Annotated in this window: 11 protein-coding genes; 8 read left to right on the plus strand and 3 right to left on the minus strand. The window is 37.7% G+C overall.

What is annotated here, in order from left to right:
* Positions 1 to 232: 232 nt before the first annotated feature.
* Both ACFIKG_RS03975 and ACFIKG_RS03980 read right to left on the minus strand, forming a co-directional pair.
* Positions 233 to 1,096 (minus strand): prephenate dehydratase, encoded by an 864-nt coding sequence (locus ACFIKG_RS03975; RefSeq protein ID WP_273787808.1) that lies wholly within the window; start codon positions 1,094 to 1,096, stop codon positions 233 to 235.
* Positions 1,093 to 1,824: a 3-deoxy-manno-octulosonate cytidylyltransferase gene (locus tag ACFIKG_RS03980; protein WP_375626790.1), complete on the minus strand. Its 732-nt coding sequence runs from the start codon at positions 1,822 to 1,824 to the stop codon at positions 1,093 to 1,095. Before ACFIKG_RS03980 ends, ACFIKG_RS03975 begins: the two co-directional genes overlap by 4 nt.
* A 104-nt stretch (positions 1,825 to 1,928) precedes the next feature.
* On the opposite strand from ACFIKG_RS03980, the gene ACFIKG_RS03985 reads away from it, so the two are divergent.
* Entirely contained in the window at positions 1,929 to 2,492 is a 564-nt protein-coding gene (locus tag ACFIKG_RS03985) for a c-type cytochrome (RefSeq protein ID WP_375626792.1), read from the plus strand.
* Positions 2,493 to 3,414: 922 nt separating this feature from the next.
* Here ACFIKG_RS03985 and ACFIKG_RS03990 read toward each other — a convergent pair.
* Complete coding sequence (locus ACFIKG_RS03990; protein WP_375651807.1) at positions 3,415 to 4,209, minus strand: molybdopterin-synthase adenylyltransferase MoeB; 795 nt, start codon at positions 4,207 to 4,209, stop codon at positions 3,415 to 3,417.
* A gap of 87 nt (positions 4,210 to 4,296) precedes the next feature.
* Here ACFIKG_RS03990 and gshB point away from each other — a divergent pair, with 87 nt between their 5' ends.
* The 7 genes from gshB (at position 4,297) to ACFIKG_RS04025 (ending at position 12,223) form a co-directional block, all read left to right on the plus strand.
* Entirely contained in the window at positions 4,297 to 5,235 is a 939-nt protein-coding gene (gene gshB, locus ACFIKG_RS03995) for a glutathione synthase (protein WP_375626796.1), read from the plus strand.
* 142 nt (positions 5,236 to 5,377) lie between these two features.
* A complete protein-coding gene (locus ACFIKG_RS04000) occupies positions 5,378 to 6,424 on the plus strand; it encodes a substrate-binding domain-containing protein (protein WP_375626798.1) in 1,047 nt (348 codons plus the stop codon).
* A gap of 74 nt (positions 6,425 to 6,498) precedes the next feature.
* Positions 6,499 to 7,959 carry a phosphate ABC transporter permease subunit PstC gene (pstC, locus tag ACFIKG_RS04005; protein ID WP_375651808.1) on the plus strand — a complete coding sequence of 487 codons (1,461 nt, stop codon included), beginning with the start codon at positions 6,499 to 6,501 and terminating at the stop codon, positions 7,957 to 7,959.
* Complete coding sequence (gene pstA / locus ACFIKG_RS04010) at positions 7,956 to 9,245, plus strand: phosphate ABC transporter permease PstA (RefSeq protein ID WP_375626802.1); 1,290 nt, start codon at positions 7,956 to 7,958, stop codon at positions 9,243 to 9,245. The genes pstC and pstA overlap by 4 nt, the downstream gene beginning before the upstream one ends.
* A 51-nt stretch (positions 9,246 to 9,296) precedes the next feature.
* On the plus strand, positions 9,297 to 10,055 hold the full coding sequence (pstB, locus tag ACFIKG_RS04015) for a phosphate ABC transporter ATP-binding protein PstB (RefSeq protein ID WP_375625677.1): 759 nt from the start codon (positions 9,297 to 9,299) through the stop codon (positions 10,053 to 10,055).
* A gap of 21 nt (positions 10,056 to 10,076) precedes the next feature.
* Positions 10,077 to 10,799, plus strand: coding sequence for a phosphate signaling complex protein PhoU (gene phoU, locus ACFIKG_RS04020; protein WP_012754655.1), 723 nt, complete (start codon positions 10,077 to 10,079; stop codon positions 10,797 to 10,799).
* Between the two features lie 587 nt (positions 10,800 to 11,386).
* Positions 11,387 to 12,223, plus strand: a complete 837-nt coding sequence (locus tag ACFIKG_RS04025; protein WP_375626805.1) for a cell wall hydrolase — start codon at positions 11,387 to 11,389, stop codon at positions 12,221 to 12,223.
* The last annotated feature ends 104 nt before the right edge of the window (positions 12,224 to 12,327 follow it).

A 12,327-nucleotide genomic window follows, 5' to 3' on the forward strand; every position in this document is an offset into this window, starting at 1 on the left:
GTGTTTTTTACTTTGGTTTTTATACAAGTTGAATTGATTTTTATCATGATATAATTTGTGGAAAAATATTATGGAAATAATTTATATATTCTTTTATGAACCGTTTTTTCTTCTTCAGTTTTTATGAAGGGTGTTGAGTAGAAAAAAACGAGCTCTTCCAAGATGCGTCGCATCATGAAATTTTTACGATGCTCTTTGATATCAGCAAAGAATGATGGCAGTTTAATTGCTTTTATATATACGATGTTCGATCGTTTTGTGCTGGATAAGTACCGATAATACGCAGTTCTGCAGAAAAGAAAGATAATTCTTCTAAGGCAAGTTTCATCATCGGGTCTTCAGGATGTCCTTCAATATCAACAAAGAATTGTGTTGCATTGAAATTTCCACCAATTTGATAGCTTTCTAATTTTGTCATATTGATACCATTCGTTGCAAATCCTCCCATAGCTTTATAGAGAGCAGCTGGGACATTGCGCACTCGAAAAAGAAGACTGGTGATGATTTTTTCGCCATTTTTAGGTTTGGGGACATGTCGTTTGGAGCGTGAAAGGATGACAAAACGGGTAATATTATGAGGGTTATCTTCAACATCTCTTTCAAGAATATCAAGTCCATAGAGTTCTGCTGCGATTAAAGGTGCTAAGGCAGCCTGTGAGCGTTTAGCATTTTTTTTAATAAATTTTGCAGCTCCAGCAGTGTCTGTAGAAACAACAGGTTTCCAACCGTTGTTTCGTATGATTTTTCGGCATTGTGCAAGGGCATGCGTATGGCTGTGGACGGTTTTAATTTCGTCATATGTAACGCCGGGCAAAACCATTAATTGAAAATGGATAGGTAAAAAATATTCATCAATAATATAAAGAGATGATTGCGGTAAAAGATGATGAATGTCTGCAACGCGTCCTGCAAGAGTATTTTCAATAGGGATCATAGCAAGATCAGCTTTCCCACTTTCCACTAAATTAAGCGCGTCTTCAAAAGTAGCAGAGGGAACAGCATCCATATTGGGGAACATATTGGAGCAAGCAATATGGGAATTAGCGCCGTATTCTCCTTGGAAAGAAATTTTATTGGTTTTTTTAAGTATTTTCATGCTAAAATCTCACAAACTCTATCGAGATCATGTTGTGTGTCTACACCTAAGGGAATTGTATCGACTATTTCCACATCGATACGCATATTGTTTTCTAATGCACGTAATTGTTCAAGTTTTTCACGTTGCTCAAGTGTAGAGGGTTTGAATGATACAAATTTCTCAAGTGCTTCGCGCCGATAAGCGTATATTCCAATATGATGATAAAGAGGACCATCTCCATAGGGTGCTGTGGCGCGCGTAAAATAAAGAGCACGAAGGCGATTTTGAGAAAGCGGTGTACCAATGATTTTGACGACATTGGGATCTCTTTTTTCATTTTCTTCAATGATTCGAGCACCCAAGGTTGCAATATCAGTAAAGCTATTTTCTAAAGGGCGTAGTGCATGAATGATTTCACGAGGCATTATTGTTGGTAGGTCACCTTGTATATTTAAAATGGTATTGTAACGTTGTTCAGGATCAATACGCATTAAAGCTTCATAAATACGATCAGATCCAGACTTATGATCACCTTGTGTTATGATACATTCATGCCCATAATCTGCAACAGCTTTAGCAATATCATTATGATCTGTTGCAACGATCGTACGCCCTATTGCAGCTTTTTTGGCTTGTTCTGCGACATGTACAATCATCGGCTTTCCGCCAATTTCAGCGAGAGCTTTTCGAGGAAGACGGGTTGAGCCTATACGAGCAGGAATAAGAATAATTGGTTCAAGAGCCATTGTAAGATTCCAAATGTCATCTGTGATGCATTTATGATGTTGTGTGTTATAAAGAAAAAGCTTAAACTAAAAATGGTAATGAAACCGTGAACATTTGAGTTTTTATGAATCGTCCGAGATTTATTTATTTTATTTGTGCTTGTTTATGTGTTCTGGTTATTATTGTGGGGATTTCCACACTCAGTAATATAATTTACGATCATCCTACATCAGTCCAATACTATTATACAGTTGCCAAGAATGATACATTTCAAGAAAAACAAAAAGCACCTGATGTTTCCCTATCACTAAATAGCCGTCTTCAACAAGGCAATTTTGAAAATGGCCGTAAACTTTTTCGCCAATGTGCCATATGCCATACTTCTGGACGCAATGAAGCAGGGCGTGTTGGTCCAGTTCTTTGGGAGATTGTTAACCGCCCTTTGGCATCAGCAGCAGGTTTTGCTTATTCACGGGCATTGCGTTCTCATTCTGATCAAAAATGGGATTTTATCACGTTGGATCGTTATCTACATTCTCCACGTGAAGCTTTTCCTGGGACCATTATGTCTTTTCGTGGAATTAAAAATGACCAAGATCGTGCCGATCTTTTGCTTTATTTACGCAGTTTATCCGATCATCCTGTTCCTTTACCAATGGATAATAATAAAGCAAAAGAGCTAAATTAACTTATACCATAGATGTTAATTTTAGAAAGATGTCTGATTTTTTTGTAATTTTAGTTTCACTGTTTTATCAAAAGAGCTCTTATTGATGTTTTGTTAGGGGGAACGCCCCTCACGCAAAACAGAATACATTTAACGTTGCATATTGACTCGCTTATTTTAAAGAGATCTTTTATAAAAATGCACTCTTTACGCTGTCATCTGTAGATTGGTTTTCAAGATTTGTGTGCTTCACTTTTTCTACATATACTTGTCTGTGAAATTATTGCTGAAGGATTATCAATTCATGAGCTGCAGCTTTCTGCTTCTGAATGCAATAATTATGTAATTAAAGCTCTCCACGAGGTTTATCTCAATCCTTCTATACACATCAATCCCTATGTACTTTTCTTGCGAACAGAGACAATTGATTATTCTTATACGTGCAATAATCCTAAGCTGCTTTTTATGATGCTTGATGAATAGACGTTTTCTCTTGAGGTTAGAGGTGTAGGGACAGATCATTGACCTTTTATAGTATCGATAACTAAAATATGATTTAGATTATTTGTTTATAGGTTATGGTATGAAGTAAGCACTTTCATGTGAAGCAAATTGGAAGCAATTTTTATGTGTGAATAGTAAAATAGTTGAATAGAGTTCTGCTGATTATATTTTTATCTACTTCGAAAATTTTTTACACAAGAATACTGATGGCAGCTAAGTTTGCACGAGTCTCTGTTCATTTATAGACGATGACATGAAATTATGCTGATAAGCTATTATAGAGAATTATTTTTTCACAAAAGGTCTTCCATATTTGTGATAAATTTAATAGTTTCCATTGGTTACAGTGTTTCGATGACTTACGATAAAACATCAGTATTTCAATACATATTGCGACATATTGCGAGAGTGCTAAAAATTAATGCGGGAGGAGACATAATCATGATTCCCCAAGCTTCTTAATAACTATGGCATTTTTCTTATAATTTGAGCGTTTATAAGTAATAATATTAAATTGCGCTAATAATCCATTGTAGAGAAGAATTTTTCCCACTAAGGGTTCACCAATATTTGTGATCATTTTAATAACTTCCATTGCTTGTAGGGTCCCAATAACGCCAGGTAAAACACCGATGATTCCAGTTTCAGCGCATGTTGGGATAGTTCCGTGAGCCGGAGGCGTGGGAAATAAATCGCGATAGTGAGGATTATTGTCTTTATATGGCATAAGGACGGTTAATGAGCCATTAAAACGTTCTACAGAACCACTTATTAAAGGTTTTTTGCATTGGGCAGCGTGATCAGCAAGAAGATAGCGTGTCGTAAAATTATCACTTCCATCAACAATGATGTGGTAAGCATTGAGCAGTTTATCCACATTATTTTTATCTAAGCGTAGGGTGTGTTTTTCAACTACAACATGAGGATTTATTGCTTTTATAGTGGTTTCAGCACTGTCTGTTTTTCTTTTGTTTATTGCATTTGTTTTATGAATAACTTGGCGTTGTAAATTGGAAAGTGAAACGATGTCGTTATCGACAATTCCAATGGTTCCAACACCTGCGGCAGCCAAATAGGTTAAGACAGGAGCACCAAGACCACCAGCGCCCACAACAAGAACACGTGCTTTTTTTAGCTTTTGTTGCCCTGCACCACCAATCTCAGGCAAAATGATGTGGCGTGCATAGCGTTCGATTTCTTTGTTGTTTAATTTTGTATCTGTTTCTTGTGTCATAAATTTTCTCTTGTCATAGTTCTTTTATTGTTTACTAAGTTTATGGTGCATAGACCAGTCTGCTTTTAGGATAGGGAGGATTTATTTATGAAAATTGCCATTCAGATGGATCATATTTCAACAGTTCGGATTCAAGGAGATACGACATTTGCACTCGCTTTAGCAGCACAAGAACGTGGACATTCTCTCTTCCATTATACACCAGATCGTTTATCTCTGTGTGATGGTTGTGTGATTGCACGACTAGAGCCATTGATTGTGCGTGATAAAGAGGGAAGCCACTATCAATTAGAAAAGCCTGCTCGCACGGAATTAACAGATATGGATGTGGTTCTTTTACGCCAAGATCCACCTTTTGATCTCAATTATATCACGACGACTCATTTGTTAGAACGTATTCATCCTAAAACACTCGTTGTGAATGATCCAGCATGGGTACGCAATAGCCCAGAAAAAATTTTTGTTACTGAATTTTCTGATCTGATGCCAGAAACATTAATTACCAAAGATATTGAAGAAATAACAGCTTTTAGAGAGACATTTGGCGATATTATTGTTAAACCACTTTATGGAAATGGGGGCGCTGGTGTTTTTTATTTAAAACAAGATGATCGCAATTTAGCATCATTGTTGGAAATGTTTGCAGAAATTTATCATGAACCTTTTATTGTTCAGCGCTATTTAGAGGCAGTACGAAAAGGAGATAAAAGGATTATTTTGCTTGATGGTACACCCGTTGGAGCTATTAATCGAATTCCGACAAAAACAGATGTGCGCTCTAATATGCATGTTGGAGGTCGCGCGGAAAATGTTGAGTTAACAAAACGTGATTATGAGATTTGTGAACGTATTGCTCCAGCCTTAAAGGAACGTGGTCTTCTTTTTGTGGGGATTGATGTGATCGGAGATTATATAACAGAAATTAATGTGACGTCTCCTACAGGAATTCGTGAAATTAAACGCTTCTGCGGTACAGATGTTGCTCATTTGTTTTGGGATGTTATTGAGTTCAAGCGTTCAAATTAATTTATTTGACAGAGGACAAAAACATGGTTTTAAAAAAATGATCCATGTTGTTTTTTATATTTGTTATGTTGCAAATGTGAACTAGAATGACCGTATGATATAAATTAAGAGGCTTTGTCCTCAATTTTTAGGGAGTTTATAGATGAGCAGAGTATTATCAATTGGAGTGGGATTGATTTTTGCGCTACTGCTGTCAGCAAATGGAGGCAATGCGCGCGATCAAATACAGATTACTGGTTCATCTACAGTTTTACCTTATCAAAAGATTGTTGCTGAGACATTTGGAGAAATTTATCCCCATTTTAAGGTTCCTGTTATCGAATCAGGTGGAACAGGAGCTGGTATTAAGGAATTCTGCCGTGGTATTGGGGAGAACACCGTTGATATTGTCAATGCTTCGCGAGCAATGAAGCCGAGTGAATTACAGTCTTGTTTTGATGCTGGTGTAAAAGATGTTGAGGAAATACGTATTGGGTATGATGGTATTGTTTTTGCAACAGATATTAAGGGTCCTGATTGGAAGTTAAAGCCAGTAGATGTTTATAAAGCTCTTGCTGCTCGAATTATTATAGACGGAAAGTTGCAACCGAATAATGTTTTGAAATGGAGTGCAGTTAATAGTGCTCTTCCTGATTGGACGATAGCAGCGTATATTCCTGGAGAGAAGCATGGGACGCGTGAAGTTTTTGAGGAAAAATTACTTACTGAGGGGTGTAAAGAGAGTGGGGCAGTTGAGGTGATGAAGTCTTTAGGAATGGATGATAAGGAGATACACACTGCTTGTATTGCGATACGTAAGGATGGAAAAGCGGTTGATATTGATGGTGATTATTCTGAAACATTTGCGCGTCTAACTTCTAATAAAACAGGGGTTGGTATTTTTGGTTTGTCTTTTTATCAAAATAATGCTGATAGGCTAAAGGTTGCCGATATTAACGGTTTTGCGCCAACAGTTGAGACGATTTCTAGCGGACAATATCCAGTTTCTCGTCCGCTTTTTTTCTATATTAAGAAAGCACATTTAGGTATTATTTCAGGTTTGCGAGAGTATGTTGACTTTTTTCTTTCTGATCAGATGATTGGTCCAGAGGGTCCTTTGGCTGAATATGGTTTGATTGTTTCTCCTGAAAAGGAGCGTCAAGCGCAGCGTTCTGATTTTTCTGCTGGTCGAGTAATGACATTGAAATAATTTGCAGGGAAAATTTGTTGGATTTCTGGAATAGGAAACTTGGGTGCTATTTTTTATAAAAACTGAAAGATAAAATGCGCATTTCCTTTATTATTTTGCTGTTATTGATTTTTGGATTTTGTGGCTTTTGTATTTCTTATATGCGAGCACGCATTCTTGAATACAGACAACATAAGATGCATTCTCGTGCGTATTATTATGGCTGGTGGACATTTTTGATTACTGTTATTCCAGCTTTTATTTTTTTAATTGTTTGGGATGCTGGGAGTACAATTTATTTAGAATATAATGCCTCTCGAGAGCTTGGGGCGTATAGTGCGCATGTAACAGAGTCTGTAAATCATGATCTACTTTGGGAGACACTTCGAAGTCTCGTCAAAATGATTCATCGCTTTGAGGGGAATCTTTCTACCGCTTCCTATAAGGAAGTGCAGGCACAATTACTCGCGAAGGGATTGATTGTATCTCATGAAGCATCGGATGATGTGTTCAAAATAGCCCGGTCGTGGGTATTCTCTTCTGAAAAGCTTAAGTTTATAGGTTATGGTTTCCTTTTTGCTATTGCATTCTTTGGTTTTATCTGTGGAATGATGCAAATTGCGCCTCATCAGCGTGCGCGCAATAAGGTTGAATCTTTTATTATTATTGGATTAATTTGTGCATCTATTGTTGCAGTTTTGACAACAATAGCCATTGCGCTTTCTATGCTTTTTCAGACAGTGAGCTTTTTTCAGTCTGTATCCTTTTCAAATTTCTTTTTAGGAACTGTTTGGGATCCGCGTTTTTCCGCGAGTGGCTCAAGCGATGAAGTAGGACAATTTGGTTTAATACCGCTTCTTGCTGGTACGCTTTATATTGCATTTGTCGCCATGCTTTTTGCTGTACCTATAGGACTATTTTCAGCTCTTTATATGGCTGAGTATGCTTCTGCGCGATTGCGAGCAATTGTAAAACCATTGTTGGAAGTTCTTGCTGGCATCCCAACCATTGTTTATGGTTTTTTTGCTTTGAAGGTTGTAGGACCATTTTTACGTGATCTCTCTGCGTCTCTCTCAGATGGGGGTGGTTTTATTATGGCACAAAGTGTTTTGACTGCTGGAGTTGTGATGGGAATTATGTTGATACCTTTTGTTTCCTCTTTATCGGATGATGTTATTACGGCTGTTCCACGCATTTTACGTGAAGGTTCTTATGGTTTAGGCGCAACGCAATCTGAAACAATTAAAAAAGTTGTTATACCAGCAGCGCTTCCAGGGATTATGGGGGCCATTTTGTTGACGGCATCGCGTGCAATTGGAGAAACAATGATTGTGGTTTTGGCGGCAGGTGTTGCAGCAAACTTAACACTCAATCCTTTCGAAGCAATGACTACGATGACTGTAAAGATTGTTAATCAATTGACCGGTGACTTTGAGTTTAATTCTCCACAAACTCTGGTGGCTTTTGCCTTAGGAATGACGCTCTTTGTTATGACACTTTTGATGAACATTCTGGCTCTTTATATTGTGCGTAAATATCGGGAACAATATGAATGAATGAAGATTTTTTCCCTCGTCGCAATATTAGCCTCAAGCGTCGGTATTGGGCTGAACGTCGTTTTCGTGCCTATGGTTTGATTGCCATTTCTATTGGTTTGTTTTTTTTATTTACGCTTTTATGGTCTATCATTGGTCAGGGTTATACAGCTTTTTTTCAAAGTGAAATGACATTATCGATTTATTTGGATGAAAAGATCATTGATCCAAGTGGTCAACATAAAACAAAACCGCGAGTACTCATGACGGCGAATTATCCACTTCTTGTACGCAATGCTTTAGCAAAGAAACTTAATATAGATCAAAATGATCGAGCCTCTCTTCGGGAAGTTAATCGTATGTTTTCAAATAGTGTTCGCGTTCAACTGCGTGAAATGGTGACAAAGAATCCAAAACTGATTGGCACGATGCAAAAAGTTAAAGTTTTGGCATCTGCGGATATTGATTCTGCTTATAAGGGACAGATTGATCTGCGTGTAGCAGAAAAAAACCGTAAAGTTTCTAATCGACAAGTAGAATGGATAAAGCGTTTAGCGCATGATGGTACGCTTTATAAAACATTTAATATTGGTTTTTTTACATTTGGCGCTTCAAGTCGTCCTGAGACTGCGGGATTAGGTGTTGCGATCATTGGTTCTCTTTATATGATAGGCATCGTTTTATTAGTTTCACTCCCGATAGGCATAGCAACGGCTCTTTATTTGGAAGAATATGCACGCAAAAATAAATTTACAGATTTTATAGAGGTTAATATCAATAATCTTGCAGCTGTTCCTTCAATTGTGTTTGGTCTTTTAGGACTCTCTTTTTTTGTTAATTTTTTAGGATTACCACGTTCAGCTTCTTTTGTTGGTGGTCTTGTTTTAGCGCTCATGACTCTTCCCACGATCATTATTGCAACACGTTCTGCTCTGCGTGCTGTTCCTCTCTCTATTCGTGCAGCAGCTTTAGGACTGGGAGCATCAAAAACACAAATGATTTTTCATCATGTTGTTCCTTTAGCTGCGCCTGGTATTTTGACAGGCACAATTATTGGAGTCGCTCAGGCTTTGGGTGAAACAGCTCCTTTGCTTTTGATTGGAATGGTTGCTTTTGTTGTTAATATTCCTACGACCCCTATGGATCCAGCAACAGCTTTACCTGTTCAAATTTTTATGTGGGCGGGTGAAGCAGAGCGTGCTTTTGTTGAAAAGACATCAGGTGCTATTATTGTATTAATGATTTTTCTTGCGATCATGAATATTTCTGCGGTTTTTTTACGTCGACGATTTGAACGCCGCCAGTAATTTTAATAAAACAACAGCTTTGATAAGATTTTTGTAAGGTGAACTTTTGTAATGAAGATTAAAATGCGAGGTCAGGATGTGAAGGTTTCTTATGGAGACAAAGAAGCACTCCACGGTATTACACTTGATATTCCTGAACATCAAGTAACAGCTTTGATTGGTCCATCAGGATGCGGAAAGTCGACTTTTTTGCGTTGTTTTAACCGTATGAATGATACGATTGAAGGCGCTAAAACAACCGGTCTTATTACCTTAGATGGGGAGAATATTTATGACCAGAGGATTGATGTTGTAGAATTGCGCGCTCGTGTTGGAATGGTTTTTCAAAAGCCCAGTCCTTTTCCAAAATCCATATTTGAGAATGTTGCGTATGGTCCACGCATTCATGGTTTAGTTAAAACGCGCTCTGAATTGCATGATGTAGTTGAAAAGAGTTTGAGGCAGGCAGGTTTGTTTGAAGAAGTAAAAGATCGTCTTCATGATCTTGGAACAAGTTTGTCAGGGGGACAACAACAGCGTTTGTGTATTGCACGTGCTATTGCGGTTAGTCCTGAAGTTATTTTGATGGATGAGCCCTGTTCAGCTCTTGATCCCATTGCGACGGCACGGATTGAAGAGCTTATCGATGCGTTACGGCAAAATTATACAATTGTTATTGTAACGCATTCCATGCAACAGGCCGCACGTGTTTCTCAATATACGGCTATGTTTCATTTAGGGCATTTGGTAGAAGTTGGTGCGACTGAAATGATCTTTACCTCACCAAAAGAGCAACGGACGCAAGATTATATTACGGGGCGTTTTGGATAGGTGAATTGAGGAGTGTAAGATATGTCTATGAACCATACTGTCCGTTCTTATGATGCAGAACTAAAATATTTAAAAGCAAGGATTACAGAAATGGGGAGCCATGCAGAAAGAATGATTGAACGTTCTGTAGCATCGGTTGTGTGTAGTGATCTTCAACTTGCAACGACAGTGATTGCCGATGATGTGTTTTTAGATGAAGCAGAACGTGACATTGATGAAAAAGCGGTTGCTATTATTTGCAAACGCCAACCGATGGCTGTCGATTTGCGTGAAATTATTGGAGCCATTCGTATTTCTTCTGATCTTGAGCGGATTGGGGATATGGCCAAAAACATTGCTAAAAGGACTGTTGCACTTTCAGAAATACGTCAATCTGCTTCTGTTTATCATGGGCTTGAAACAATTACAGCTTTAGCACTCAATCAATTAAAAGAAGTCTTAAATGCTTATACGAGTCGCCTATTAGAGCGTGTTGACGCGGTGCGTGAGCGTGATGAGAAGATTGATGCTTTGTATACTTCTCTTTTTCGTGAACTTTTGACATATATGATGGAAGATATGCGTAATATTACGGTTTGTACGCACTTACTGTTTTGTTTAAAGAATATTGAACGGATTGGTGACCATGTTACTAATATTGCTGAGATGCTGCATTATATCATAACGGGTTACCATATGTCCTCTGATCGTCCTCGCGATGACCTTACTTATAAAGTTGGGGTAGGTGAGAAGAAAATAGATTAAGATTTTTCTTATATGTATAAAATCAGTTTGTAGATATATGAGTATTTTCTTACAGAGAAGCTATAGAAAGAATAAGATAACTATCTTATGGAAAAGCATAAAGAGGCAACAAAGAGTTTTTTCAGAGAAGCATAGCAGATTGCTAACTCTTGGTTTGACATATTTGTATATTGGATGATATCATCACTCGTATTGTGGCAGGAGGGGAGTTTTCTAGGGGAATTTCCTTTCAGATCATTTTGTTAAAATTTTTATATTAAAGGGGATATCTGTATTATTTTTTTAATATCGATGCAAAGAGTTTTGGTATCCAAATTTTTTGTATGTAGGAGAAGTGGATAGTGTTACTTCATTGTAATTGGAACGTGTGGGCTATTATGGCCTATATTGGACCATGAAGGATAACAATATTGATCTGTAAATTAAGAGTTTTTTATTTTTTATTTTGCATAGATACTTTTTGATTACCTCTTGTATTAAAATTTTACTGAGTGGTAACAGTTAGCTATGTACTTTATTGAGAGATACATTTAAAGCTCATTTCAAAATTTGAATAGCTCAGAGATTATAGGAATGTGTTGCATAAGATGAAAAAAAATCGTTGGAATGTTTTTGTTACCTGTTGTGTAGCGCCGTTAGTTGTTGTGGGGTGTGCTTCAAATCGTTTAGATACTGGAAAAGTAAATAATAATAAGACAAAAACAGTTACGTATCCATTGACAGAGCGTCAATGTCTCATGCGAGCGATGTATTTTGAATCAAATCGCACAAGCCGTGAAGGAATGATTGCCGTTGGGACGGTTGTTATGAATCGTGTTAATTCAACCGCCTATCCTAAGACGATTTGTGGTGTTGTTGGTCAATATAAGCAGTTTGCTCCTGGTGTTTTAACGCGTCCTATGACGGAGAAAGCATCTGTTGCTCGTGTAAGAGAGGCGGCTGATGCTGTTTTACGGGGTGAACGAGATAAGAAAGTTAAACACGCTAAGTTTTTTCATACCGCTGGTTTGTCTTTTCCGTATAAAAACATGCATTATGTTCAGGTTGCAGGGGGAAATGCTTTTTATGAAAAACGATCACGTGATGGGGAACTTCAAGTTCCTACAAATAATCGCCCTTATGATGTTGCTTATGCTTTTGCTCAAGAACGTTCTGGTCATGCGCCAAGCTTTATAGATGAAGGCTTAGAAAGTGGGGGAGTAAAGGTAGAGAAAAGTGCATCTCCTTCGACAGAAGTAGCACAGTCCAAAACGGCACACCCTGCGCATTTTGCTATGGTACAGCTTGATAAAGTTCCTATTCCTGCCTATGCACCTCAACATCTAGCTAGGAAAGAGGAAAATAAAACGATTATGACTTTGCCTTCATCAGATCAGTTAAATGCAATTGTTGCAATGTTAGAAAAACGACATAGAAACTGGTAAGTTTTTCACGACAAAAGAAGGGTTATATACCCATTGCGGTTTATGAATTAAGTGAACCTTTTAGCGATAATGACACGCATAAATATACGTAGAGAAAATGAACT

The sequence above is a fragment of the Bartonella sp. LB28NMGDW genome (assembly GCF_042194435.1).
Lineage (GTDB): Bacteria > Pseudomonadota > Alphaproteobacteria > Rhizobiales > Rhizobiaceae > Bartonella > Bartonella grahamii.